Raw genomic sequence first — 26,920 nt, 5'->3', positions numbered from 1 at the left:
CGACCACACCACCCGGTGTGCGGGGAGACGCGGGACTTTCCGCGGGCGCGGAGAACGCCGCGGCAGGCGCCGCCCCTGCCACCCCCGCCGGGCCCATGACGCATCGGCAGATCATGGAGGCGCTGTCCGGGCTGCTGCTCGGCATGTTCGTCGCGATCCTGTCGTCCACGATCGTCACCAACGCGCTGCCGGAGATCATCAGTGATCTGCACGGCAGCCAGAGCTCGTACACCTGGGTCGTCACCGCGGCGCTGCTGGCGATGACCGCATCGACGCCGCTGTGGGGCAAGCTCTCGGACCTGTTCAGCAAGAAGCTGCTGGTCCAGATATCCCTGATCATCTATGTGGCGGGTTCCGTCGTCGCGGGGCTCTCGCAGAACACCAGCATGCTGATCGGCTGCCGGGTGGTGCAGGGCATCGGCGTCGGTGGGCTCACGGCGCTCGCGCAGATCGTGATGGCCGCGATGATCTCGCCGCGTGAGCGCGGCCGGTACAGCGGTTACCTCGGTGCCACGTTCGCGGTCGCGACCGTGGGTGGGCCGCTGCTCGGTGGCGTCATCACCGACACGAGCTGGCTCGGCTGGCGCTGGTGCTTCTACGTCGGCGTCCCGTTCGCGATCGTCGCGCTGGTCGTCTTGCAAAAGACGCTGCGGCTCCCGGTCGTGAAGCGGGAGGTGAAGGTGGACTGGACAGGCGCGTTCTTCGTCAGCGCCGCCGTCTCGCTGCTGCTGGTCTGGGTGACCCTGGCCGGCGACAACTACGACTGGATCTCCTGGCAGTCCTACGCCATGGTCGGGGGCGCGTTCGCCCTCGGGTTGATCTTCGTCTGGGTCGAGTCCCGGGCCGCAGAACCGATCATTCCGCTGCGCCTTTTCCGCAACAGGACGATCACTCTCGCCTCGATCGCCAGCCTCTTCGTCGGCGTCGCGATGTTCACCGGCACGGTCTTCTTCAGCCAGTATTTCCAACTGGCACGCGGTGAGTCGCCAACGATGTCCGGCGTCATGACCATCCCGATGATCATGGGCCTGTTTGTGTCATCGACTGTCTCGGGCCAGATCATCACCAAGAACGGCCGCTGGAAGGCATGGCTGGTCAGTGGTGGTGCGCTGCTCACCGCGGGCATGGCGATGCTGGGCACACTGCGGTACGACACCCCGTACTGGCAGATGGCCGTGTACATGGTCCTGATGGGCCTTGGCATCGGCATGATGATGCAGAACCTGGTGCTGTGCACGCAGAACCAGGTCGCCCCGCGCGACCTTGGCGCCGCCAGCTCCGTCGTCACCTTCTTCCGCTCCCTCGGCGGCGCGATCGGCGTCTCGGCGCTCGGCGCGGTCCTCGCCCACCAGGTCAAGGACTACACAAAGGACGGCTTCACCGAGCTCGCCGCCCGGACGGGCGGCAAGGCACCGGCCAGCCTGTCCGGTGGTGGCGGCATCCCCGACCTCGACAAGCTCCCAGCGCCGATACGCACCATCGTGGAGAGCGCGTACGGGCACGGCGTGGGCGACATCTTCCTGTACGCGGCCCCGTCCGCCCTGCTGGCCTTCCTGGTGACGATCTTCATCAAGGAGGTCGCGCTCCAAACGAAGGTCGCGGGCCACGAGAGCAAGCCCGCGAACCCAGCCGAAGCGGTAGCGCACGAAGCCCCCGCCGACGCCGCGAACCGCACTGCGGACGCCGAGGGCACCCTCGTACTCGCCGCGGTGGGCGCGGCGACCGGCACGCCGGACGACGGCGCCGCGGGCCAGGGCGGCGCGGAAGGCAGCGCACGGCGCCCCAAGCACGCCCTGAGCGGCTCCGGCGCACGCACCGCCTCTTGGGGCGGTGGCGACCCCCTGGCAGCGGCGACTGCTATCAATTCCGCAGTAGCGCCAGGCCCCGATGAGACGGCGGTCGCGCTCGGTGCCGCCGGCGTACCGCAGTCCGACCGCGCTGTGGACCAGCAGCCGATCGCCGGGTACGGAGCGGCTCACCGTGACGGCGTGGGCACCGGCACCGGCACCGGCACCGGCGAGGTCGGCGGCGTGCCGATTCACGGCCGAATACGGAACGCCGATGGTGGCGCCGTACCGCACTCCGCCGTCACGCTGATCTCCCTCAGCGGGCGCCAGCTCGGCCGGTCGGCCACGCAGCAAGACGGCTCGTACGCGCTACAGGCACCCGGTGCCGGCTCGTACGTCCTGATCGCGGCGGCCGATGGGCACCAGCCCCAGGCGTCCACCGTGGTCATCGGGCAGGAGCCGCTCGGGTTCGACGTCCTGCTCACGGGCACCAGCGGCCTCGCCGGTGCGGTGCGCAGCGCCACGGACGGGCTGCCGGTCGAGGCGGCGATGGTCGTGGTGACCGATGTTCGCGGCGAGGTGCTGGCCACCGCAAAGACCGGCCCGCAGGGCGATTTCGCCTTCGACGAGCTGGTCCCCGGCACCTTCACGCTGGCCGTGGGCGCCACTGGCTACCGCCCCTGCGCGCTGCCCGTCGAGATCGGTAGCCAGGGCGTGACCCGGATCGAGGTCGAGCTCCGCTCCGGGGCCCGAGTGCAAGGCACCATACGGGCCGGCGCCGACCACAGGCCGCTGCCGGACGCGCGGGTCACGCTGGTGGACGCGGCGGGCAATGTGGCCGCCACGACCAGCACCGGCGAAGACGGCGCGTACGCCTTCACGGATCTGGACACCGGCGACTACACGGTCATCGCCAGCGGCTACCCGCCGGTGGCCACCGCGCTGCCGGTGCACGGTCCTGGCGTCGATGGCTACGACATCACCCTCGTCCACCCGGACGACCAACACGGCAGCGACCAGCACGGTCGCTGACACAGCCCCGGGCCAGGGCGCGCGTTGAGCGAACGACCTCCGTCATCGACGGGGTCGAACGGCGCCCAGGCCCGGTTCGGGGCCGCGCGGACGGCCCCAGGGCCTGGAGTGGGCCCAGGGTCACGGCGGCGGCGAGCGCGAAGGCAGGGGACGGCCTGCTCGCCGCCGCCGCGACCCACACCGACCACGGGGCGTCGGCGGACCACCGCCGACAAGCCCTCACCATCGATCGACCCGTACGCGCCAGCGCAGCCGGGATCTGGGAGCGGGAACGGCATGACGACCATGGGAGCGGGCCAGAGCTGGACGGGCCCGGGCGAGAGCGCCGACACCACGCCCCCGCAGGCCGGGGGCGGCGCCACGGCGCCCCAAGCCGGGGGCAACGGCACAGGCACCGCGGACACCAAGGACACCAAAGACACCAGAGACGCCAAAGACACCAAAGACACCAAGGATCAGCGTGGCTCGCGGGGCGGGCTGCGGGCCCGCGTGCGGACGCGCGATGGGTGGGCCGTGCAGCACGCGGTGTTGACGGTTACGGACATGTCGGGCCAGCAGGTGCTGCGGGCCGCGGCCGACGAGGACGGCACCGTACGCACCGATGAGCCGCTGCCGCCCGGCCCGTACACGGTGATCGCCACCGCCGTTGGCTACGCCCCGGCCGCGTCCACCGCCCTGGTCACCGCATCGGGCCGGGCCGAGGTCGGCGCCGTGGTGCTGGCCCGGCAGGGCGGCGTGGAGCTGCCGCCGCCAGGCGCCTGGTCACTGGACCCGGTGCACTCGTCGGTGACCGCCATCGCCCAGCACCTGGGCATCTCCAGCGTGCGGGGCCGCTTCTTGGGCTTCAACGGGCGTGTGGACATCGCCGACGACTTGGAGAAGTCACGCGTGGAAGCGGTCATCGAGGCGGCCAGCATCGACACCGGCAATGACATGCGGGACGGACACCTACGCTCGGCCGACTTCCTCGACGTGGAGCAGTACCCGGTCATCACGTACACCAGCACAGGGCTCGCACCCGCGGGCCCCGACCGGTGGACGGTACGCGGCGAACTGGCGATGCGCGGCGTCGTACGCGAAGTTGACCTCGACCTCACGTACCTGGGCACCGGACAGGACCCGTGGGGCGGAGTGCGCGCCGCGTACCGCGCGACGGCCGAACTGCGCCGCGAGGACTTCGCGATGCACTACAACCAGGTCATCGCGGCAGGCATCGCGGCCATCGGCACGACGCTACGCATCGAACTCGACATCCAAACGGTCCAGGGGGAGCTGCCGAAAACGGCGGCGTAGCAGCGGGGCGAGAGCGGCGGGGCGTACACGCGGTGCACAGGCCCGAAGGCGGAAGTGGGGGCGTAGCGGCGGGAACGACATCGGTGCCGCGCTCCCACGCGCCCCCTGTCCGTTACGCGCTTCCGCTCGCATCGGCCGCGTGGCCGGCGCGCGTTTGCATGGCCTCCATGCCCGCGATCACCATGTCAAGGGCGAAGGTGAAGTCGAGTTCCCGCATCTCCTCCACCGTCTGGCCGCCCCTGGCCCGCATGATGCGGCTGGAGTTGCCGAACGACTTCTCCAGGTCGGGGCGCGCCTCGATGCTGTCCATGACCTGGAAGAAGTAGTCGTCCTGGCTTATGCCCGCCTCATGGCAGCGAAGCGCGAAGCGGCCCTCGATCGTGCCGAAGCCGTAGACGAACTGGAAGACCGCGCTGAGCGCGCCCGTCATGCCCTCCTTCGGTACGCCGCTGCGCCGGATCACCCGCTGCGCGGCCTCGGAGAAGGCCACCGCGTTCGGGCCGATGTTGAGGTACTCGCCGACTAGCTGCGAGACCCAGGGGTGCCCCACGAGCATCTTCCGGTACGCGCCGGCGAGTTGGCGAAGCTGGCCGCGCCAGTCCACTTCGTTGCCGTCCTCGTCCAACTCGCCTTCGTACGGCAGCCGCATCTCGCCGTTGACCTTGTCAAGGGCGAGTTCGAGCAGATCGTTCTTGGTGGCCACGTACCAGTAGACGGACATCGCGGTGACCCCGAGTTCGGTCGCCAGCCGGCGCATGGAGAACCGCGCCATGCCCTCCGCGTCCAACAGCCGCACCGTCGCCGCGATGATCTTCTCTCGGTCGAGGCCCGCGGGCTGGTCCGCCTTCCGCTTACTGAGCGAGGGCCCGGTCAACCACACGCTGGTCCGCGGCCTGCTCGCGCTGCTGCCGGTTGCCATGCGCGCTCCTCCATCGATCGCCGGGTGGTACGTACTCGATGCTAAGCCGCTCCGGCCTCGGCGTCGGCCCCTCGGGCGGGCCGCGCTACCCGCCCCGCTCGCCACAGCAGCAGCGCCGCGAGCACCCCGCCGAGCAGCACGGCGCTCGCCCCGACCAGTTCGCTGGTCTCGATTCCGCTCGCGAAGGCGTCGCGCGCAGCGGAGCGGTCGGCGTCGGTACGGGCCCGCTCCAGCGCGGTGGACAGCGATCCGGCGCCGGCGGCGACGGCGGGCAGCAGCGCGGCGAACCGGGAGTTGAGTACGGCGCCGAGCAGGGCGACCCCGAGCCCGTTGCCGAACTCGGTCAACGTGCCGTTGACCCCCGCCCCCACCCCGGCCTTCGCTGGTGGAATGGCCGACATGATCGCGTTGGCCATGGCGGGCATCGCCACGGCCATTCCGGAGCCCATCAGGATCAGCCCCGCGAGCATCCCCCCGTACCCGTCGCCACCCAGCGTCCCGATGAGCGCGAGGCCGCCGGAGATCATCCCCATCCCGAGCACGATGGTGACCGGCGCGCCAAGCCACGACAGCAGCCGCGCGCCGACGCCCGACAGGTTAAGTACGACGATCATCAGGGCCAGCGGGGCGGTGCGTAGGCCGGCGTCCAACGGCTCGTAACCGAGGACGAGTTGCAGATGCTGCGTCAACAAGAAGAGTGAACCGCCCATGCCGAATGCGATCAAAATGCCGCCGGTGACGGCTCCGACGAAGCGTCGGTCGCGGAAGAAGTGCATGTCGAGCATCGGGAAGGGCACGTGCCGCTCCCAGACCGCGAAGGCGGCGAGCCCGGCGAGCCCGATGGCCGCCGCAACCAGCACCCGGGCGGAGAGCCAGCCGTGTTCCGGCCCGGAGATGATCGCGTAGACGACGCCGGTCATGCCGACCGTTGAGAGCAGCGCCCCCAGCAGGTCGGGCCGCTCTCCGCCCAGGCTCTTCGACTCGGGCACCAAGCGCACCACGGCGATGACACCGAGCAGTGCGACTGGGATGTTGATGAGGAAGATCGCGCCCCACCAAAAGTGGTTGAGCAGCGAGCCGCCGATCAGTGGCCCGGCCGCGAAGCCCAGCGAACTGACCGCGCCCCACAGGCCGATGGCCTTCGTACGCTCATCCTCGGCGAAGACCTGCACGACGACGGCCAGCGTGGTCGTCATCAGCAGCGCACCACCCACGCCCATGCCCGCGCGCGCCGCGATCAACTGACCGGGACTTTGTGCGTACGCGGCGGCCACCGAGCCGATGCCGAACATGACGAGCCCGGTGACCAGCATTTTCTTACGGCCGTACCGGTCGGCCGAGCTGCCCGCGGTGAGCAGCAGTCCGGACTGCACCAGTGAATAGGCGTTGATCATCCACTGAATGTCGGCGGTGCTCGCGCCCATCTCGCGAGTGAGGGAGGGCACGGCGACGCTAAGGATCGTGTTGTCGAGCAGCACGGTGAGTTGGGCGAGGCAGATGACGGCGAGGATCAGCCAACGCCGCGGATGCCGAATCGGCGGCTCGCCACCCCCATCGGCCCCGGGTGGTCGCCCTGGGACGGCCGGGGTGGGGGCAGTGGGTGGGATGGGCCCGGGGCCGTTCCGGTGGGCGGGTTGGGAGGCGGAGTTGGCTGGCATGGGCGCGTCCTTATACGGCGTACGAGAGTGACCGCGTACACCGTATAGGACGTCCTTCTACGTCGTACAGTGCATTCTCTGGCTGCCCACGCCTGGCTTCCTCGCCGACCTCCTCTCTGACCTTCTTCCGACCGTCCTCTCCAACGTCCTTACGGCTTCCCCCATCGCCCTCCCCTCGGCCTCCCCCCGGCCGCCCCTGGCCTCCCTCTCAGCTTCCCGGCCGCTTCCCGGGCACGGGTGCCGTGGCCCCCACCACCACGGCACCCGCGCACGGAGCCGCCACGGCGGTGCTCACCCGGCGTGGGTGGCGCAACCGTGCCGGCCAAGGCGGCCGGGTCACGCCGGCTCGGCAGCCTTGATCAGGTAGCCCACACCGCGCCGGGTGTGGATCATCGGGGTGCGCCCAGCATCGATCTTGCGCCGCAGATAGGAGATGTAGAGCTCGACGACATTGGGCCGGCCACTGAAGTCGTAGCTCCAGACCCGGTCCAGGATCTGCGCCTTGCTGAGCACCCGGCGCGGGTTGCGCATCAGGTAGCGCAGCAACTCGAACTCGGTCGCCGTAAGCCGGATCTCCACCCCGCCGCGCGCTACCTCCTGGCTGTCCTCGTTCAGCGTGAGGTCACCGACGTGAAGGAGCGACCCTTCCCGTGCGGTGGGCGTCGTCGCGCGGCGCAGCAACCCGCGCAGCCTGGCGATGACCTCCTCCACGCTGAACGGCTTGGTGACGTACTCGTCGCCGCCCGCCGTCAGCCCGGCTATTCGGTCCTCCGTCGCGTCGCGCCCGGCAAGGAACAGCACGGGCACATCGGGCAGTTCACGGCGCAGCCCGGCCAGCACGGAGCGGGCGTCCATGCCGGGCAGCATCAGGTCCAGGACGGCGGCGTCGGGCTGGAAGTCGCGCGCCGTGCGCACGGCCCCGGTCCCGTTCTCCGCCATGCGGACATCCCAGCGCTCGTAGCGCAGCGCCATCGACAACAACTCGGCGAGCGGCGCCTCGTCTTCGACTACCAGCACCCGTACGGGGCTGCCGTCTGGTCGGAACAGCTCGGTTCGCCCGGTGGGCGGCGACGTGGTCATGGACGTAAGAGTGAGGCGGCAGCGTGAGAGGGGCCTTGCGGCATTCTGTGAATCGGCTGAGAAAACGCTCCCGGGCATCTCCCGGCATTCCCTGGCAGACATTCCCTGGCATCGGACCCGCCAGCAGGACGGGGAAGGGCTGCGGGGGCCGGGGCTGGTTACCAAGCGCGGGCGCCCCGCAACCAGCACTACGCCCCCTCCACACCATCCGCCACCCAACGCACGCCACGCGCCCCCGGCCACTCGTCCGCGGTGGAATATCCGCGCTGCCGACCTTGCTGTGTTGACCATGGCATTCAATGAGCGTCTTGGCAGGGTGGGCATCTGGAGCATGGGCCTGCGTGCCGATGACCCCGCGCGCAATGGTGAGGTTGGCGAGGCCGCGGCCGAATTGGAGGAGCTGGGTTACGGCACGCTGTGGATCGGCGGCAGCCCGTCGATCGATCAGGCCGTTCCGCTGCTGGCCTCCACCTCCCGCATCGCGGTCGGGACCAGCATCCTCAGCATCTGGCAGCACACCGCCGCGGCCGTCGCCGCCCGGCACGCCGAGGTCAACGCCGCGTACGACGGCCGGTTCGTCCTCGGCCTCGGTGTCAGCCACGACGAGATAGCGCAGAAGAATGACCACCCCTTGGCGAACCGCCCGTACACGGCGCTCAAGGAATATCTGACGGCCCTGGACACCGCCCCGATCCCGGTCCCCGCCGACCAGCGCGCCCTGGCCGCGCTGGGCCCGAAGATGCTCGAACTCTCCCGCGACCGCGCCTTGGGCGCCCTTCCCTACCTGGTCACGCCCGAGCACACGGCCGCCGCCCGTGCGACGCTCGGCCCGGATGCGGTGTTGGCCCCGGAGTTCAAGGTCGTGCTCGACGCCGACCTCGACCGGGCCCGCGCCACTGCCCGCGACTATCTCCGCTTCTACCTTAGTCTCACCAACTACACCAAGAACTTCCTGAGTCTCGGCTTCACCGATGAGGACTTCGCGGACGGCGGCAGCAACCGACTACTGGACGCCGTCTTCGCCCTAGGCGATGTGGAGGTGGTGCGACAGCGGACCGAGGAGTTCCGCGCGGCGGGCGCAGACCACGTGGCGGTACAGGTAGTGACCGCGAACAACGACAACGCAAACCAAGCGCTCCCTCGTGCCGAATGGCGCGCCCTGGCCGAGGCCCTGCCATTGGCCAACTGACCCGGCCTCGGCCCGTTTCACCCCACTCCACCCCACACATGATTCCCATCGACTACGTCCGCTCGCACAGCTAGCCTCGCTCTATGAGCACCCTGCAAACGATCCATGACGTACCCGTGCTGATGTGTGCCGTCGATGGCGAGCCCATCAGCGCCGAACGCGACGTTTTGGACCTCATCGGTAACGCCGGTTATCAGGGTGCCCAATGGGTGGTCATACCCGCCGGGCGGTTGGGGGACGCGTTCTTCCAGCTGCGTACGCGCCTCGCTGGCGACATCGTCCAGAAGTTTGCCAACTACCGCTTGGGGCTCATCGTGCTCGGCGACATCTCCCGCCACACGGCGGCGAGTTCAGCGCTTCAGGACTTTGTGCGGGAGAGCAACCGCGGGCGCCAGACGTGGTTCCTCACCGACACCGAGGAACTGCGGGAGCGCCTCAAGGGCCAGCCGGCGACCTGACGACCGCCCGGCCCACGGGAGGAAGACGGCCCGCGGTAAGGAGACGGCGGCGAGCCCGCCATCGGCCCGAGCCCGCGGGACCGCCCTGCGCCGAACGCCCAGCGCCCGACGCCGGTGGCCGCGGGCCTTACGGCGCGACGGCGCCCGTATCCATCGCGAACAGCCGTGCCGCGTTGTCGTGGCACACCGCGCGCAGCCACTTTTCGTCCTGGTCGAGCCGGGTGAGGACGTCGAGGGCGTGGGGATATCCGTACGGGATGTTGGGGAAGTCGCTGCCGAAGACGATCCGGTCGCCGAACTCCGTGAGCCGGGCCCGCTCCGCACGCGGAAACGGCACAAACTCCTCGGTGAAGTCGGTGAACGTCATGGTCGTGTCGAGGTAGACGCCGGACTACCGCTTGGCGAGGTCGAAGAACTCCCCGTACTCCGGCATCCCCATATGCGCGATGATCAGCCGCAGCCGGGGGTGCCGGGCGAGCACGTCCCCCATCGGCCCGGGCCCGGTGAAGGCGCCCGGCGCAGGCCCCGACCCGCAGTGCGTCACGACCGGCACCCCGGCCTCGGCTATCGCGCCCCACACCGGATCGAGCAGCGGATCGGCCGGATCGTAACCACCGACCTGCACATGGGACTTGAACACCCGCGCCCCACCCGCCAGCGCTGCCTGCACATACGCGGCAGCCTCCGGCTCGGGATAAAAGGTGGCGGTGTGCAAACAGTCCGGCGTACGGGCGGCGAAGCCCGCGGCCCAGTCGTTGAGCCAGGCGGCCATCCCCGGCTTGTGCGGATAGACCATCGACGTAAACGCCCGCACGCCGAATCCGCGTAGCGTCGCCAGCCGCTCGTCTTCTTCGTGCCGGTAGGTGATGGGCCAAGCACGGCCAAGGAGCGGCCCAGCGGAGTCGAAGTACGCCTAGACCTTGGCGAGCACCCGCTCCGGCATGAAGTGCGTATGGACGTCGATAAGACCGGGCAGCCCAAGCTGAGACCAGAACCGGATGACCTGTTCACGCTCATCAGTACCCACAACACCCCGAACGCCGGCGCCGACCGCGCCACCCGCGCCACCCGCGCCACCCGCATGAGCGTGAGCACTGGCACCGTGCTCATCGCCCGCACTCCCCGCGAACTCCGCAAGATCCATGGCGGCCACGGTGCCAGAGAGTCGAGGCCACGGCCAGAGGTAAGCGAGCGCTCGGTCAGTTAACGCCCCGCTCACCCCGTAGACAGGAAGGCGGCGCCCATCCAACCCAGAAAACGACCGAGGGCCTGACACTAAGTGCCAGACCCTCGATCTTCAGTAGCGGGGACAGGATTTGAACCTGCGACCTCTGGGTTATGAGCCCAGCGAGCTACCGAGCTGCTCCACCCCGCGCCGTTAAACGCAACCTTACGGCAATGTCCCCGCAGAGGGAAATCGCTTCTCCGCCGCAGGTCAGCGCCCCACCATGGCACACCAGTGCCCTTCGCGGACCCCTCACGGACACCCGCAATCCACCACCACACGAGCAGGCCCGAACAGGCCAGATAGGTACAAATGCACTTAGAAATGCCCAGACACGCCCAAATATACCCAGACATGCACGAGCAAGCGGAAGCGGAAGCAGTCGCTTCGCTACCCAGGGCCGCGAAACGTGGTCCGGTATGCCCGCGGCGCGACCCCGAGTGCCGCCTGAAAGTGCTGGCGCAGCGAGGCACCGGTACCAAAGCCGGCGTCCGCCGCGATCCGATCCACCGTGTGGTCGGTCTCCTCGAGGAGTTGCCGGGCTCGCTCGATGCGCTGCTGGGTGATCCACTGCAACGGCGAAATACCGGTCTCCTCGCGAAAGCGGCGAGTGAAGGTTCGCACGCTCATCGACTCCCGCGCGGCCAGTTCGCGCAACGTGAGCTGCTGGTCAAGTCGCTCGATGGCCCAGGCGCGTGCGGCGCCGGTGGACGAGGCGAGCGACTGCGCGACCGGCCGCTTGATGTACTGCGCCTGACCGCCCTCCCGGTGCGGGGGCACCACCGTGCCGCGGGCAACATCGTTGGCGATGGCCGAACCGAAGTCGCAGCGGATCATGTGCAGGCACAGATCGATACCGGAGGCGACCCCGGCGGCGGTGAGCACATCGCCCTCGTCGGTATAGAGCACATCCGGGTCGAGCCGCACGCCTGGGTGCAGCTCACGGAACTGGTCAGCCGACTTCCAGTGCGTGGTCGCTCGCCGACCGTCGAGGAGCCCGGCAGCGGCAAGGACAAAGGACCCCGTACAGATCGAGGCGATCCGGGTACCGGGCCGAATACGGGCGAACGCAGCAGCGAGCGGGCCGCTCAACTGCGCCGATCCGTACGGCCCGTAATCCTCATCGGACGCGGGGACCACCACCGTATCCGCCTCGGCCAGCGCCTCGGGCCCGTGCGGAACGTACACCGTGATGTCGGCGTCGGTACGGGTCTCACCCGGCGCGAGCCCGCAGGTCACCACCTCGTACAGCGGCTCGTCCGTCGCCGACCTGGCCTGGCTGAACAGCCGGTTGACGATCCCGAACTCCATCGGCAGCAACCCGGATCTGACCAGCACGGCCACCCGGTGCCGCCGCTGAGGCCCCGAGTCACGAAAAACAGCCATGGCCCGATTCTTACAGAGCCTGGCCGAGCGGCCACTCGTCGCCTGCTCCCGCAGGTCAGAAGCTTGCCGCATGAACGTGTTGTGGATATTCGCCCACCCGGAACAGCGCTCGCTCAACGGTTCACTACGTGACGAGGGCCTGCGCACCCTGCACGCGCTGGGCCACGACTACCGCGTCTCAGACCTGTACGCCATGGGCTGGAACCCGGTCGTAGGCAGCGCGGACTTCGGCCGCAGAGAACACGCCCCCAAGGCCAGCACCAACAACCCGCACACCATAAAAACCACAGGAAACAAGAAAAACACCGGCCCTGACGACGCTCACGCTCCACAGCCCGAGCGCCTCCTCGTCGGCGCCGCCTCGCAACGGGCCTACCGCTCCGGCATGTTAAGCGCAGACATCCGCGCCGAGCAGGAAAAACTGTCCTGGGCAGACGCGGTCATCCTTCAGTTCCCGCTGTGGTGGTACGGCATGCCGGCGATCCTCAAGGGCTGGTTCGACCGAGTGTTCGTCAAGGGATTCGCGTACGGCGTGAGCACCCCACACGACCCCACCCCCGCCCCCGGGGCCGCGCCCGCCTCCGGACGCCGCCGTACTCTGCGCTACGGCGAGGGCGCGCTGGCGGGCAAGCGCGCGATGGTGATCGTCTCGGCGGGCGCCGGCGAACCCAGCCTCGGCCCGCGCGGCATCAATGGCGATCTGTGCGACCTGCTGTTTCCCCTGCACCACGGGACGCTCTGGTACACCGGCATGTCCGTACTGCCACCGCTCGCCGTATACGACGCGGACCGAGTATCTCCAGAGGCATACGAGAAGGCAGCAACCCAACTCCGCGAACGCCTAGGCACCTTGCCCACCGCGGCCCCCCTCCCCTTCCGCCACCAAAACGGCACCCCCGACACCCGCGGGGATTACGACGCCGACCTGGTGCTCCACCCCGACGTGGCTCCAGACGAAGCAGGCCTCACCGCGCATTACCACCGCGACCGGGCCGCCTCCACGCACGAATCGCCTCTTCGACGGGCGATTTCGGAACCGTAATCACGCAGTCAGCCACGCAAAACACCAGAGGTCCCCTTTCGGGGGCCTCTGAGCTGCGCGCTCGGCAGGATTCGAACCTGCAACCTCTTGATCCGTAGGTTCGGGCGGGGGACTGGTGGTGGCTTCGGCCGCTTCGTCAAACGGTGATCGCGGGGGGCCGCTGGTGGGCATCGGTCGCTGTCGTTGCCGTCAGCGTTGCCGTCACCCGTATCAACCCTAGACGCGAGCCAACCCACGGTTCCTGCGATCAGACGACATCACTGAGTGTCGCCGTGGCGCAGCCGTTCCGTCATGGCCCGTCCGTGATGGAGTCTCACTGGCCTCGCCCCATCGAGTCACTGAGCCCCAGCCACATCCTGACTCTTGCACGCACCTCTATTCTCTCTAGCGCGCGAACTTCGGGGACCCACTGGGGCGTTGTACCGTCGACCTCGACATGTCCCAGTCTCCGCCGAATCTTGATCCGCCCGTGTGGCCTTCTTGCGGACACGGCTCCGTCCCTACGACTAACACGAACGGCTGCCGGGGCGTTCTTGCCCCAGGCCGTGATACCTGCCTTGTTCACCTAGACGAAACCGACCGCAACCACTACCTCGGCAACCTCAGCACGGACGGCCGTGTGGATCTTCGCGGCTGCACCATAACGGTGAACCTGTGGCGCAGGGTTAATGCTGTACTCAGAAGCGAGGGTAGCCCTCCCAGCTTCGGGCATGCTCGATTCGACGAAGCAGTGTTCGAGGGTGACGTCACTTTCGATGGCGCGTCATTTGACGGAGCGAGCTTCACGAACAGCGTCTTCACCGGCAAATCCTCCTTCATTAATCCACGTTTCACAAGCTATGGCAACTTCTCGGGGGCACGCTTTGATGGCGCCGTGAACTTCGACGGCGGCCAATATAAGGGACCGATGCTCTTCTCTCAGGCCACTTTCCTAGGAGACGCCACTTTCCGCAATCTCACCTTTCCCATGGGAAGTTGGTTCAGCCGGATTCGAGCCGATAAAAGCATCTCATTTCGAAACTGTAAGCTTCACGGCAATTTCTGGTGCGAGGAATCCGAAATTGCCGGATCGACGTACTTCGCCGATTGCTCCCTGGGGCCCGCCTCACTCGCCGGCGCAACCTTCACCGGGGAAGTAACATTCGAACGCGTTTCCTTCACGGACGACTGCTCTTTCGAAAGGTCTCACATTAATCCGTCTTCCGTATTCGGCTCGATCGTTTGCGAAGGGACCTTAAATCTAACTAGCGCGACCGTTACATCATCGACAGTGATGGACATATCAGCCGCCGAGATTCGACTAAACGATGCCATCTTGCAGGAGACATTCACTCTTAGAGCAAGGTATGCAGACATTGACCTAACAAGGGCACGGCTCTTCTTTCCCTGCACCATCACGACAGATTACGTGCCTAGCGAACGTCCAGATGAAGCACACCTTCGCGAACTCGCCTTTCTGGCCGCAACAACCAATCAGCCGATGCATCACTGGGGACACGATCCAACCACCGCATCAATCGTTTCCCTGAGAGGCGTCGATGCATCCTTCCTACTCCTTTCCGACGTCGACCTGATCCGGTGTGAATTCGCTGGTGCACACCATCTCGACCAGTTACGCCTCGAAGGATATTGGCGCCTCGGCGAGGCGCCAATCGTTGACAAGTGGCACGGCATCCTCCCCTACACACCCGCCCGCCGCCTGGTGATTGAGGAGGAGCGAAAGTGGCGATCGCTGAGAAGCCGGGGCGTCTACGATAAATGGGGGTGGGGGCGACGTCCCGGCCGAGAACTAGATGTGCCAGGCCTCGCCACGCTCACCACTGTTTACCGTCAACTCCGTAAGGCTCGCGAGGACGCTAAAGACGAACCAGGCGCCGCAGATTTCTACTACGGCGAAATGGAAATGCGTCGACATAGTCATAAATGGAGCAGGGCCGAACGGTGGCTACTTCAGATTTACTGGCTACTGTCCGGGTACGGTTTGCGTGCCTCACGCGCCCTCGCCTGGCTCATCGCATCCGTTTTGGCCACCATCCTGCTAATGATGAGTTTTGGGCTTCCGCAGGCCACGCCTAAACAGGAGGCGACAGGCATCGTCCCAGCGACTGGCGGACCAGTATCCTTCGAACTAGAGAAGGAGGCCCCTAGGAACCCAACCGGAGACCGGTTCACGACGGATCGCTTCGAAAAATCGCTCAATGTGACCCTCAATTCGGTCGCCTTCCGCTCCAGCGGGCAAGACCTGACGACGTCCGGAGGGTACATCGAAATGGCGTCTCGACTGTTTGAGCCGATTCTGTTGGGTCTCGCGATGTTCGCGATTCGGGGGCGCGTGAAGCGGTGAGCGGCCGTGCCTTCGCTCAAAGTTGAGGGCTCCGCTTCGGGTGTTCAGTACGCTGTGTACACCTGCACACCGGCCAAGCGCATCAGCCACGAACGATCCCACACAGCTGGCTAGGTGGGGCGTCGTGCAGCGGCGTCCGCCACAGAGGTCCGGTGCGGCTCCTCAGTGACCGCCTACCTGTTCGCCCCGCATATCTTTACGACGGGCCCCACCCGCTCATCTGGGATGCTGGGCCACATGCGAGAAGGGGCGGCGGCCATGCAGTGGAAGACCTACGGCGAGCGACAGATCTGCACCAACCCTTGGGTGAACCTGTGCCTTGAAGTTTGCCCGTGATCTTGGACACTCGATGGTTATGCCGCGAGGGTGTGTTGATGCCGTTGCCTGGTCTCGGCTGGGGTGAGATAGCCGAAGGTCTTGTGCTTGCGCAGGCGGCGGCGGTTGTAGAAGGTCTCGATGAAGGTGAAGACCTCGGCGCGGGCGGTGGCCCGGTCGGGCCAGATTCGAGTGCCGATTTCCTCTTTGAGCAGGGCCCAGAAACTCTCCGCAGCGGCGTTGTCGAAGCATGATCCGGTGCGTCCGCAGCTCTGCCGCAGCCCCAACTCACTTATTCGGTCGCGGAATTGGGCCGAGGTGTACTCGCTTCCGCGATCACTGTGTATGACACAGCCGGGTTCCAAACCGGCCCGGCCGTGGGCCATGTTGAGGGCATCCACGACGAGTTCGGCCCGGTGATGGTCGGCCATGGCGTAGCCGACAACCTCGCGGGTGGCCAGGTCCAGCCAGCAGGCGAGGTAGAGCCAGCCCTCGGCCGTCGGGAGGAAAGTGATGTCTCCGACCAGCTTCGTGCCGGGGATGTCGGCGTGGAAGTCGCGGCCGATCAGGTCGGGGGCCGGCCTGGCCTTCTTGTCCGGCCGCGTCAGCGACCGGCGCCGACGACGGTGGGCGCCCTGGATGCCGTGCTCACGCATCAGGCGGGCGACGCGCTTGTGGTTCACAGACCTTCAAAGACGCCGCAGTTCGGCATGGACGAGCGGGACGCCGTAGGTTCCACGGGAGGCGAGGTGGATGACGGTGATCTCGTGGGTCAAAGCCGCGTCGGCGGCCTGGCGGGCGGCGCGGGTCTTCTGCGCGGCGAGCCAGGCGTAGAAAGAGGAGCGGGCCACCTTCAGCAGCCTGCACAGGAAAGCGACGCCGTGGGTGGTCTTCTCCGCCTCGATGAACGCGTAACTATCGTTCACCGATCGCTCTCTTTCGCGAGGAAGACCGCGGCTTCTCGCAGGACCTCGATCGTCTGTGCCTGCTCGGCGTTCTGCCTGCGCAGCCGCCTGAGCTCCTCGCGCTCCTGCGTGGTGAGCTCACCGGGGCGGCCCTCGCCCTGGTCTGCCCTGGCCTGGCGGTACCAGCCGCGCAGGGACTCGGAGCTGATGCCGAGCTCCCGGGCGATGGCGGTGACCGTCTGGCCTGAGGAGTCGACGAGCGCGATGGCGTCCCGCTTGAACTCCTCGGTGTACCGCTTCGTGTACTTGCTTCCCACCTGGTGCTACTTCCTCTGGAACCTCAGGTCCCAGTCTCCAGGTGTCCACGATCAAGGGGAAGCTTCAGGTGCCGTTGCGATGGACCGCATCTTCGAAGAGTGATCCCGGGGCCTTAGTCACGCAGTTAGTCACGCAAAACACCAGAGGCCCCCTTTCGGGGGCCTCTGAGCTGCGCGCTCGGCAGGATTCGAACCTGCAACCTCTTGATCCGTAGTCAAGTGCTCTATCCGTTAAGCTACGAGCGCTTACTTCCCGGTGTTTTCTTACCCGGTCGGCGTTGCGGGAACAACATTACATGACCCGCGCCGCGAGGTGAAATCCGTTTCCCTCACCCTGGCTGACCTGCGGAAACGTCGCTCGCTGCGCCGTGGAGCCGGCATCGGCAGGGCTCGTGGGGGGTGCGGGTGCGGATGCATGTCATGACAAAGAAGCGTTCGGCTTGCGGTCTGGGTGACTGGGGCGCGTGCGTGTGAAAGGCGCGGCCGTACGCCAAAGCCCCGACCGTACGAGACGGGCCGGGGCTGAGGAAGAAAGCGGAGGCTCCGGGATTTGAACCCGGGATGGGGGGTTACCCCAAACCGCATTAGCAGTGCGGCGCCATAGACCAGACTAGGCGAAGCCTCCACACACAGATCTCGCGAACGCGAGGCGTGTGTGCAGATGATGACACAGCCTTGCGGGCTGTCACCAATCGCGGCCCACGGTACTAGGCGTCCGGCCTGGGCGGCAAAGCCGTACTGCCGACGTACGGGTGGTTTTTGTAGTGCTTTTCGGCGATTCATAGCTACTCAGTGGACTTCTTGCGCAACGCACGCCGCGACGGCGCGTTAGTCGGGCGGGAGCGCGCCGCGCCCCCATTGCCGCACGATCTTGGAGTCTCGGATGTCACCGCACCGTCTCGCCATCGCCACCGCCGCCGCTGCCGTGGTGCTGCCCGCCTTACTGAGCGCAGCCCCGGGCGCCGCCGCCAAACCGTTGCCGGTCCCGTCCCCCGGGCCCGCGCACCACCTCACCGTCACGATCTCGGACACAGGCAATGCGGCGGACGGCCGAACGTACGACCTCTACTGCCACCCCACCGGGGGCAGCCACCCAAGCCCCGAGGCAGCCTGCGCCGAGGTGTCCAAGAAGACGGTGTGGGGTGCCGATCCGTTCGCGCCCGTACCGAAGGGGGCCGCCTGCACCAAGATCTACGGCGGCCCCGCGACGGGACATGTCGAGGGCCGTTGGTCGGGTCGCCCGGTCAACGCCGACTTCTCGCGAGCGGACGGCTGCGAGATCGGCCGCTGGAACAAGTTCGCGAAGCTGCTGGGCACCCCCCGCAACTGATCCCCCGACCGTCACAGCACCCATCGATGCGCCGGCGCATCGTTGAACCCTGGTCGCCCCCACCCACGGGCCGACCAGTCGGCCCAACCGGCCCAACCGGCCCAACCGGCCCAACCGGCCCAACCGGCCCAACCGGCCCCCGGCACGACCCCGCCTCACCCCTTGCGGGTTCCCGCCAAGCACCGGTTGTCCTGGGCACCTGCGCATCCAGCGCTCTGCCTAGGTCCGCCGAGGATCGCGGAGTTCCCCGTCCGGGCCCGTCTCGGACGGGGGACGCGCCCGGGGTACGCCGGATACCCCGGCCACCCCGGGCCCTCGGCGCTGCGGTCAGGTGGCTCGATACGCATATCGGGCATGTCAGCTCTGCCGGATCTACCGGGCGTAACGGGCGTGTTGGGTGAGTTGGGCGTGTTGGGTGCATGGGACATCGCAACAGACATAAGAGGCGAAGAGACCCGCCCTGCCACGGCGAAAGGCTCTATCCGATTAAGGCGGAAAGGCCTGCCAGGCCGGGGCAAAACGGTCGGAATGGTCAGGTCGGAGGGGTCTGGCTGGTCCCGGTTCGGGGCTGAGAGTCGTACCGCGAGAGGTTTGTCCGGGCTGCGCCACGCCCGTCCCGGCTCACACTCATCCGCCACCGCGCCGACCGTGCCTGCCCGTAGACTCCCCCTCTAGTGACACCCCACGGGGTGGGCGGCAAGATGGCGCCGGGTGTCCGCAAGGAGCGTAGATCTGGGAGGAAGCGTCGTCGTGAGCAGCAGGCCATCCCGAGGCGCTGCTCGCCTCGCGGCGATACTCGACGCTCTGCCCGATGCCTTGTTGCTCGTCAACTGCAACGGCACGGTCGTCAACGCCAACCACATTGCCCTGGAGACGTTCGAGGCTCCCGGCACCGCGCTGGTCGGGCGCGGGTTGCTCGACCTGCTACCCGCCTTCGACTCCCGGCACATTCCCGGTTCGATGCGCCGCCCCAGAGACGACAAGGGCGAGGGCGGTCGCACCAAGCCAACCCGGATGGTCGCGCGGCGCACCGACGGCACCCAGTTCCCCGTCGAGGTGACCAGCGCCAACCTGGAGGACGGCCGCACCCCGTACGCGGACAACCACAGCTACACCGGCGACGAGTTGCTGATGCTCGTCGTGCGCGACCTGACCGGCACGCTCGACACCGAGGCCGAACTTGCCCGGCAGCAGCGGCAGACCGAGATGATCCTGCGCGCCGCAGCGGAAGGCGTGGTCGGCGTGGACACCGAGGGCAAGGTCGTTCTCGTCAATCCCTCCGCCGCGCAAATCCTCGGCTACCGCGCCAGCGACCTCGGTGGGCAGGAGTTGCATCCGCTGGTGCATCACACGCGGGCGGACGGCACGCCACTGCCGTACGAGGAGACGCCGATCGCCGACACGCTGCGATCGGGCCGCAAGCACCGGGTGCGCGGGCAGGTGTTGTGGGCCAAGGACGGCCGCGCGGTGCCGGTTGATCTGACCACCGCGCCGGTGCGGGACGGGGAACAGCTCGTGGGCGCGGTGATGACGTTCACCGACCGCCGCTCGTACGATGCGCTGGCCGCGCGCCACGCCCAACTCCTCGCCGTGCTCGACACCTCGCTGCGCGGGCCGCTCGCCGAGTTGCGCGGCGAACTCGGTGGGCTGGCCGCCGACCCCGCCGGCCAGTTGTGGCCTGAGGCCAACCAGGTGCTGCACTACCTCGCCGCCGGATACGCCCGGATGACGGTGTTGGTGGACAACGTACTCAGCTATCAGCGCCTCGCCGCGGGCAAGGAACCGCTCGCGCGCGAGCGCGTCTCGCTGGAGACCGTGGTGGCGGCCGGCGTCGAGGGAGCGATCGACCTGATCGGTCCCGGGCGCGCACAGTTTGCGGTGCACGCGCCGCCGATCGAGGCGGAGGTGGACCCCGCACGACTCGCCCAGGCACTGGCCCATCTGATCGCGGACGTGGCGGGCTTGGACTCCACCGGCAATACGGCGGTGGTGGTACCGGGTGCGCCCGAGGGGGCGCGCCAGCCGGGCGCCGGGCCGGGCGACTCGACGATCGTGGTGGCGGCGGCGCAGCGCGGTGAGGTCGTACGGATCGAGGTGCGCGGCCCGTACCCGGGCGGCAACCCGGTCCACGAGCCGATCGTGCGCGGGATCGTACGCAAGCACGGTGGCGTACTCCAGACCCATGAGATGCCGGGCATGGGCGGCGGCAGCGCGTACGTCCTTGAGGTGCCGGTCTCCGCCGATGGCACGCCGCTGACCAGCGGCCGGGCGGACACCGACGACAGCACGGGCGCGGTGCGGATCGGCATGGACCAGGACAACGCCACGACGGTGATGCCGGTGCCCCAGGAGCGGGCGCGTGGCACGAACGGCGCGCCGGGCGCGGCCCCCACCACCTCGGCGGGCAGCGGCAAGGGGCAGGGCGACGGCGCCGGCGATGGCGACGGCAACAGCGGTGCGGGCGGCGGCGCCGTACACGGCAGCGGCGTCGATAGCGGCAACGGCGTCGATAGCGGTAGCGGCAGCGCCGAAGCGGGTGCAGGGGCCGGAACTGGGACCGAATCCGGGGCTGGGGCTGCGGCTGGGCAGCGGCAGTTGGACCGGCCTACGGGACGTCGGCGCGCGCGGCGCGACCCAGCGGAGGAGCGGTCCGCGGGCCCTGGCGGTGAGAGCGGTCCTGCCGTGGGCGGTGTAGGCGATACGGGCAGCGCGAGTGGCTCGGGCGGTACAGGTGGCTCGGGCAGTACGGGTGGCGGGCGCGGGGGTGCGAGCGACGGTGCTGCTGCTGGCGAGGGCATCAACGTGCCCAGTGGTGCTGGTACTGGTGGTGCTGGTGCTGGTGCTCAGGGTGTTGGTCGCGCTGGTTACGGTGGTCTTGGTGGCGTCCCGGTCGGACCGGGTATTCCGCTGGGGCCGGGTGCCGCCGGGCCGGCCGGGGTGGTGGGTACGGGAGACGAAGCGAGCGGCGAGCAACGCAGGGCCAGGCCGCACCGGCATGCGCGGGGCGACAGCGGCGACAGCGCTGTGGGGCAGCCGCCGGACGGTACGGCGGGCGGCGCGGGCACAGTTGCGAGTACGGGCGCCGGCGCGGGTACGGGCGCGGGTGGCGCTACGAGCGGCGGGGGCGCAGTTCCGGGCGCTTCCGGTGGCCCTCACGCGGGCGCGGCCGATGCACCGACCGGCGCCGAGGGCGGCCAGCACGCCGCTCGCCACGCAGACGCCGGGCCGCACTCCGGCGGTGCCCAGTTGGTCCCCGCACAGGGGCTTCCGGCTGATGGCGGCTTCCCCGCCCCCACCGGACGCAGGGCCAGGCGCGGCACACCGGGCGACGGCGCGGACGGTACGGACGGCACGGCGGGCTCGGGCGACGGTGCTCAGCGGGGCGTGGGCCAGCCCCCGGCCGACCCGCGGCACGGCGGGCAAGAACGTACGCCGGGACAGCCGCAGGGCCAGCACGGTCAGCAGGGCCAGCAGGGCCAACACGGCCAACACGAACGACAGGCACAGCAGGCACAGCAGCAAGCACAGCAAGGCCAGGTCCGGGGTCAGGCACAGGGGCTAGGTGATGACACCGGCGGGCGGAGCGGGGGCGCGCACGCCGGGCGCAGCGAACAGTCGGGGCCGAGAAGCGCACTTGCGCTGCCCCCTGGCGCGAGCGACGTATCGGGCCAGCCGGCGAGGCAGCCGGGCCAGGGCGCCGGACCGGTCGGCGGTGGCCCAGTAAGCGGAGGGCCAGGAGCCGGCGGGCCAGGGGCCGGGCATGGCCATGGTCCGAGCGGTCTGGAACCGGCCGCGGGGCTGGGGAGCGTGCCCGCGGGGGCCCGCCCGGGAGGCCCTGGGGTGGCCGGTCAGGACGCCATGGGGCCGCACGGTCCGGATAACCCGGCAGGCCGCAGCGGCCCGGTGGGGCCCGCTGACCCCGCGGCTGCCGCCGGCGGCGGCGCGGACCCGCGGTCCGGTGGTTGGGCAGCCGCGCCCAGCGGCGGGCCCGTGGGACCGGCGACGGGCATGCAGGAGGACGACGGGCCGCAGGGCACAGGGCGGCGGCGAGCTCGGCGAGTGCTCACCGAGGCGCCCGAGCGCCCCATCCCGCACCAACTCCCGCAGGGACAGAGCCAACTTCCTCAGAGTGCGCTGCCGCAGGGTCAACTCCCGCCGGGGCAGCAGCCGCAGGGAACGGGCCAGCAGGCAACTCCCGTACCGCAGCACCCCGTACCCACCCAGCAACAGCAATCCCCCCAGCACCAACAGCAACAGCAACAGCAACAGCAACAGCAACAGCGTCAACAGGCGCCGTACGAGGTGGAGGCCGCGCGTACCCCGTTCGCGCTGCCGCCTGCCGCGGCCGATCAACATCCGCCCGCGATGCCGCAGGACCTCGGGCCCATCGCGATGGTGCCCGCCCAGTCCGCGTACGGCACCGGGACAGGCGCCGCGGCAGCCGACTCCCCAGAGGCTCCCCATGGCGCCGGTGCGACCGGCGGGCGCGGCCCGGCCGAAGCACCGGGTGGCTCCGGAGTCCCCGGGGTCGCCTCCAGTGGTGACCTCAACCCGCACGGTGTTGACTCAGGCAGCGCTCCGTGGAGCACCGGCGTCCCGGGGCCGCGAGGCGAGGCCGTACCACCGTGGCCCGAGCCATCGGCCGAGGGCTCGATGGCGCAAAGTGGCGGCCCACAGGGGCAGCAGGGGCAGCAGGGGCAAGGACAGCGACGGGCGCTGCGTCCGCTCGCCGACGAGCAACCGCGCCCCGGAACCGACGCGCGCCTGCCCGGCCAATCCGGCCCACCCGACACACGCCAGCACGGCGGCCAACCGAACGAGCAGCCCGCAGGGCGCCGCACGCTCGGCGACCCGAGCGCCGCGGCCCACGGGACCGGAGGCGCACCGGGCAACGCCCCCGACACCGGCCACGCCAGCAACACCGGCCACACCAGCAACGACGCCAATCGGCAGGCCGGGCCATGGGCCGGGCTGCCCGCACTGCCCGGCGCTGGCCCGCACCACGGCGAGCCCCAGCCCACCGGCCCCCACCAAGGCGGCTCTGACCAGGGCCAGTTGGGCCATGGCGAGATGGGCCGCGAGGCGCGGCATGGCGACACGCGGCATGGCGAGACCGGGAACGGCCAGGACACTCAGGGACGGGCGATCAGCGTGCGCACCCTCGGCCAGGGTGTTCCCTTCGGTCACGGCGCCCCCGATCAGGCCCATCCGCAGCAACACCAACAGTCACAGCCGCCTCACCCAGCGCAGAGCAGCGGCCCGGAACAGGGTGGTGGCACAGCCCAGGGCGGCCCCCCGACCCACCCGGCAGCGCACCAGTCGGGCCCCCCGCAGCCAGGTCACCCCTCCGCCGGCCAGCTGGACCAGCCACGTCAACCCGGCCACCCCGGCCAACCCGGCCAACAGAGCTACCCCGGCCAGCCGCCGGGCGGCGGTGTGGCGGGCTCGGGTCGGCGCCGCAAGTTGGCGGCCCGTTCCGATGCGGGCTATCCGATGGAGGCGACGGGTTCCGACGCGTCTGACGCCGCAGGTCAGGTACGAGACGGTGACGCGAACGGCACGGGCCACGCCCCCGGCATGCCGGGAACCGCCCCGCCGCCCGGTGCGCAGCAACCGCACCAATCGCCCCGCCCGCACCGAGGTGCACAACAGATGTCCCAGACCCCGCCGCAGCACCCCGGCCAGCCGCCGCAACAGCGGCTAGCCTCCGGCGCGGGTCGCGCCTTCGCCATAGGGGCCCCGGACGAGGGGGCTGAGGGCCCCGAACCGCTCGACGGGCCCAACGGAGCGGTCGAGGTCGTCGATGACCACCGGCCACCGATGGACGACGAACTGCCGCCGGAGCCTTTGGACAACCCGCGCCGGCTGCTGGTTTGGCCCGCTCCCGACATGTCCACGCAGCAGGCGTTGAGCGACCGCGGCTACCGCCCGGTGATCGTGCATTCCCGCGAGGAGGTGGACGCGCAGATCGCGGCGTACCCCGCGGCGCTTTTCGTGGACCCGCTGACCGGCCCGATCACCAGGACGGCCCTCCAGTCGCTGCGTATGGCGGCGGTGGCGGCCGAGGTTCCGGTGCTGGTGACGGCCGGCCTGGGGCAGGCCACGCGGGAGGCGGCGTACGGCGCGGACCCGGCCGTACTCCTCAAGGCGTTGGCCCCACGCGACAGCGAGCAGCATCCGCCTCGGGTGCTGTTGATCGAGGAGCACGAGCCGATCGCGGGCGCACTGACGGCGTCGTTGGAGCGGCGCGGAATGCAGGTCGCTCGCGCGGACACGGACGCTGCGGCGGTCAATCTCGCGGCGCAGATGCGGCCCAACCTGGTGGTCATGGACCTCATGCAGGTACGCCGCCGCCGCGCCGGCATCGTTGACTGGCTACGCGGCAACGGCCTCCTCAACCGCACCCCGCTCGTCGTCTACACCTCCGCCGACATCGACCCGGGCCAACTCTCCCGCCTCAGCTCGGGCGAAACCGTGCTCTTCCTGGCGGAGCGCTCGACGAGCCCGGAGGTCCAGGGACGGATCGTGGACCTTTTGGCCAAGATCGGTACGAACTAGCCCCCACTCTCGGGCCCGACGGGGGTGCCGACCTCGGGCCCGACAGGGGTGCCGGCCTCGGGCCCGACAGGGGCGGCAGCTCGGGCCCGCACGAGCCGCCACCCCCCGCGCCGGCCGCGGGCGCCGGCCCGCGCGCCCCATGCGCCCCGGCCACACCCGGTACGCCGCACACCGCACACCGCACACCGCACGCTCACCCGCCCATCCGGCCCGTATCGCCCACAAGACCGGACAGCCGGCACCGCACCTCGCCGCAGTTGCCCGCCGTGCAGCGCGCGCAGCGAATGCCTAGCCCTAGCCGAGCCGCGTGACGTCGAGCGCGCCCTCCGCGTACTGCTTGCGGATCACCTTTTTGTCGAACTTGCCGACGCTCGTCTTCGGCACCGCCGCCAGCACCGCCCACCGCTCGGGGAGTTGCCAGCGCGCGATGCGACCGGCGAGGAAGGTCTTCAGTTCCTCGTAGTCCGCGCTCGCGCCCTCCTTGAGGACGACCGTCGCCAAGGGGCGCTCGCCCCATTTCTCGTCCGGTACGGCCACCACCGCCGCCTCAGCGACGTCCGGATGCGCCATCAGATGGTTCTCCAAATCCACGGAAGAGATCCATTCGCCGCCCGACTTGATGACGTCCTTGGCCCGGTCGGTGAGCATGAGGTAACCGTCGGGCGTGATCGTGCCGATGTCTCCGGTGCGGAGCCAGCCGTCCGGGCTGAACTTCTCCTCGGGACGCATAGGTTCGTTCGCCGCGCCCCCGTAGTACGCCCCCGCGATCCACGGTCCGCGCACCTCAAGTTCGCCCGCGGACTGCCCGTCCCACGGCTGGAATCCCCCCTCCACACCGGCGAGCCTGGCCTCCACCGACGCGGGGAAGCGCCCCTGGGTCGCGCGGTAGGTCCACGCCTCCTCCTCGGAGAGGCCGTGCGGCGGGTGGGCGATGCAACCCAGTGGCGAGGTCTCGGTCATGCCCCAGGCGTGGATGACGCGCAGCCCGTGCCGCTCCCAGAACGCCTTCATCAGGGCGGGTGGACAAGCGGCGCCGCCGATGATGACGCTACGCAGCGACGACACGTCTCGTCGCCTGCCGTCCAGTTCGGCCAGCAGTCCCTGCCAGATGGTGGGGACGGCGGCGGCGATCGTCGGGCGCTCGCTCTCGATCATCTCGGCCATCGGCGCGGGCTGGAGAAATCGGTCGGGCATCAGCAACGAGGCACCGGCCATGAACGCGGCGTGCGGCAACCCCCAAGCATTTACGTGAAACATGGGCACCACTGGCAACGTGATGTCTGACGCCGTCAGACCAAACGACTCGGCGTTGTTGACCTGCATGGCATGCAGGTAGACGGAGCGATGGCTGTACGCGATGCCCTTGGGCTCGCCCGTGGTCCCGGAGGTGTAGCAGAGCACAGCGGCATCGCGCTCATCGATCTCCGGCCAGTCGTACGCGGTCTCCCGCCCGGCCAGCAATTCCTCGTACTCATGCACCCGCGGTCGCACATCCGCCAACACCGCCCGGTCGCCGGGCCCGGCGACCACCACATGCTCGACCGTGGGCAGCTGCGCAAGCAGCGGCGCGAGCAGCGGCAGCAGCGAACCGTTGACCAGGATGACGCGGTCAGCCGCGTGGTTCACGATCCAGGCGAGCTGGTCGGTGGGGAGGCGGAGATTGAGCGTGTGGAGAACGGCACCCATGGACGGAATCGCGAGGTATGCCTCAAGATGTTCAGAGTTGTTCCACATGAGGGTGGCGATCCGCTGGTCCCCGCGCACCCCCAGTTCATCGCGCAGCGCGTGCGCGAGCTGCGCGGACCGCTCCCCGACCTCGGCATACGAACGCCGCTCGGGCGCACCGTCCCCGGTCCAGGTGATGACGTGCGAGTCGCCATGCACCACGGAGCCATGCCGCAAGATGCGGCTCACCGTCAGCGGTACGTCCTGCATCGTGCTCAGCACCGGGTCCTCCCAGGAGGGTGTGGGTTACGCGCGAGTAAGGGATGCGCTGAATATGGCAGCCGACCGGCCGGTATGTCACTAGTGCTGGGAGACACCAGTGCTCTTTTCGGGCGCCATGACCAGACCGGCCCACCG

Annotated in this window: 16 protein-coding genes, 3 tRNA genes and 1 pseudogene; 8 read left to right on the top strand and 12 right to left on the bottom strand. The window is 69.1% G+C overall.

Annotated elements, in window-relative coordinates; all coding sequences use genetic code 11:
• Positions 1 to 95 precede the first annotated feature (95 nt).
• Both FHS42_RS06365 and FHS42_RS06360 read left to right on the top strand, forming a co-directional pair.
• The gene (locus FHS42_RS06365) at positions 96 to 2,819 is read left to right on the top strand and encodes an MFS transporter (protein WP_512700935.1); all 2,724 of its coding nucleotides are present in this window, start codon (positions 96 to 98) and stop codon (positions 2,817 to 2,819) included.
• Between the two features lie 276 nt (positions 2,820 to 3,095).
• Positions 3,096 to 4,112 carry a YceI family protein gene (locus tag FHS42_RS06360; RefSeq protein WP_246494230.1) on the top strand — a complete coding sequence of 339 codons (1,017 nt, stop codon included), beginning with the start codon at positions 3,096 to 3,098 and terminating at the stop codon, positions 4,110 to 4,112.
• Between the two features lie 112 nt (positions 4,113 to 4,224).
• Here the strand turns inward: FHS42_RS06360 and FHS42_RS06355 are convergent, their stop codons facing one another.
• From FHS42_RS06355 to FHS42_RS06345, 3 genes are all read right to left on the bottom strand, one after another.
• The gene (locus FHS42_RS06355; RefSeq protein WP_184569546.1) at positions 4,225 to 5,031 is read right to left on the bottom strand and encodes a TetR/AcrR family transcriptional regulator; all 807 of its coding nucleotides are present in this window, start codon (positions 5,029 to 5,031) and stop codon (positions 4,225 to 4,227) included.
• A 41-nt stretch (positions 5,032 to 5,072) separates the two neighbouring features.
• Positions 5,073 to 6,689, bottom strand: a complete 1,617-nt coding sequence (locus tag FHS42_RS06350) for an MFS transporter (RefSeq protein WP_184569544.1) — start codon at positions 6,687 to 6,689, stop codon at positions 5,073 to 5,075.
• A gap of 336 nt (positions 6,690 to 7,025) precedes the next feature.
• Entirely contained in the window at positions 7,026 to 7,769 is a 744-nt protein-coding gene (locus FHS42_RS06345; protein WP_281392698.1) for a response regulator transcription factor, read from the bottom strand.
• 289 nt (positions 7,770 to 8,058) lie between these two features.
• On the opposite strand from FHS42_RS06345, the gene FHS42_RS06340 reads away from it, so the two are divergent.
• Both FHS42_RS06340 and FHS42_RS06335 read left to right on the top strand, forming a co-directional pair.
• The gene (locus FHS42_RS06340) at positions 8,059 to 8,958 is read left to right on the top strand and encodes an LLM class F420-dependent oxidoreductase (protein WP_184569542.1); all 900 of its coding nucleotides are present in this window, start codon (positions 8,059 to 8,061) and stop codon (positions 8,956 to 8,958) included.
• Between the two features lie 83 nt (positions 8,959 to 9,041).
• Entirely contained in the window at positions 9,042 to 9,416 is a 375-nt protein-coding gene (locus FHS42_RS06335) for a DUF4180 domain-containing protein (protein WP_184569540.1), read from the top strand.
• 127 nt (positions 9,417 to 9,543) lie between these two features.
• On the opposite strand, the pseudogene FHS42_RS06330 reads toward FHS42_RS06335, so the two are convergent.
• From FHS42_RS06330 to FHS42_RS06320, 3 genes and pseudogenes are all read right to left on the bottom strand, one after another.
• Positions 9,544 to 10,560: pseudogene (locus FHS42_RS06330) on the bottom strand (amidohydrolase family protein).
• A gap of 157 nt (positions 10,561 to 10,717) precedes the next feature.
• Positions 10,718 to 10,791 (bottom strand) — tRNA-Met (locus tag FHS42_RS06325).
• A gap of 240 nt (positions 10,792 to 11,031) precedes the next feature.
• Complete coding sequence (locus tag FHS42_RS06320) at positions 11,032 to 12,027, bottom strand: GlxA family transcriptional regulator (protein ID WP_184569539.1); 996 nt, start codon at positions 12,025 to 12,027, stop codon at positions 11,032 to 11,034.
• A 70-nt stretch (positions 12,028 to 12,097) separates the two neighbouring features.
• Between FHS42_RS06320 and FHS42_RS06315 the strand changes: the two genes are divergently transcribed.
• Both FHS42_RS06315 and FHS42_RS06310 read left to right on the top strand, forming a co-directional pair.
• On the top strand, positions 12,098 to 13,069 hold the full coding sequence (locus tag FHS42_RS06315; RefSeq protein WP_184569537.1) for an NAD(P)H-dependent oxidoreductase: 972 nt from the start codon (positions 12,098 to 12,100) through the stop codon (positions 13,067 to 13,069).
• A gap of 436 nt (positions 13,070 to 13,505) precedes the next feature.
• A complete protein-coding gene (locus FHS42_RS06310; RefSeq protein WP_246494228.1) occupies positions 13,506 to 15,413 on the top strand; it encodes a pentapeptide repeat-containing protein in 1,908 nt (635 codons plus the stop codon).
• A gap of 353 nt (positions 15,414 to 15,766) precedes the next feature.
• Here FHS42_RS06310 and FHS42_RS06305 read toward each other — a convergent pair whose 3' ends face one another.
• The 5 genes from FHS42_RS06305 to FHS42_RS06285 form a co-directional block, all read right to left on the bottom strand.
• Positions 15,767 to 16,411 (bottom strand): IS3 family transposase, encoded by a 645-nt coding sequence (locus FHS42_RS06305; protein ID WP_184569533.1) that lies wholly within the window; start codon positions 16,409 to 16,411, stop codon positions 15,767 to 15,769.
• Positions 16,412 to 16,417: 6 nt separating this feature from the next.
• On the bottom strand, positions 16,418 to 16,654 hold the full coding sequence (locus FHS42_RS06300) for a transposase (protein WP_184569531.1): 237 nt from the start codon (positions 16,652 to 16,654) through the stop codon (positions 16,418 to 16,420).
• Positions 16,651 to 16,950, bottom strand: a complete 300-nt coding sequence (locus tag FHS42_RS06295) for a transposase (RefSeq protein ID WP_184569529.1) — start codon at positions 16,948 to 16,950, stop codon at positions 16,651 to 16,653. The genes FHS42_RS06300 and FHS42_RS06295 overlap by 4 nt, the downstream gene beginning before the upstream one ends.
• 173 nt (positions 16,951 to 17,123) lie before the next feature.
• Positions 17,124 to 17,196, bottom strand: a tRNA-Arg gene (locus FHS42_RS06290).
• A gap of 289 nt (positions 17,197 to 17,485) precedes the next feature.
• Positions 17,486 to 17,575 (bottom strand) — tRNA-Ser (locus FHS42_RS06285).
• Positions 17,576 to 17,833: 258 nt separating this feature from the next.
• Between FHS42_RS06285 and FHS42_RS06280 the strand changes: the two genes are divergently transcribed.
• The gene (locus tag FHS42_RS06280) at positions 17,834 to 18,280 is read left to right on the top strand and encodes an SSI family serine proteinase inhibitor (protein WP_184569528.1); all 447 of its coding nucleotides are present in this window, start codon (positions 17,834 to 17,836) and stop codon (positions 18,278 to 18,280) included.
• Positions 18,281 to 19,030: 750 nt separating this feature from the next.
• Positions 19,031 to 24,838 carry a response regulator gene (locus FHS42_RS36625; protein WP_312866743.1) on the top strand — a complete coding sequence of 1,936 codons (5,808 nt, stop codon included), beginning with the start codon at positions 19,031 to 19,033 and terminating at the stop codon, positions 24,836 to 24,838.
• Between the two features lie 294 nt (positions 24,839 to 25,132).
• Here the strand turns inward: FHS42_RS36625 and FHS42_RS06265 are convergent, their stop codons facing one another.
• Positions 25,133 to 26,785 carry a long-chain fatty acid--CoA ligase gene (locus tag FHS42_RS06265; protein ID WP_184569526.1) on the bottom strand — a complete coding sequence of 551 codons (1,653 nt, stop codon included), beginning with the start codon at positions 26,783 to 26,785 and terminating at the stop codon, positions 25,133 to 25,135.
• Between the last annotated feature and the right edge of the window lie 135 nt (positions 26,786 to 26,920).

Source organism: Streptomyces zagrosensis, from assembly GCF_014203645.1.
Taxonomy (GTDB): domain Bacteria; phylum Actinomycetota; class Actinomycetes; order Streptomycetales; family Streptomycetaceae; genus Streptomyces; species Streptomyces zagrosensis.
Note: the sequence above shows the minus strand (reverse complement) of the source record. Positions and strands in the feature narration are given on the sequence as shown.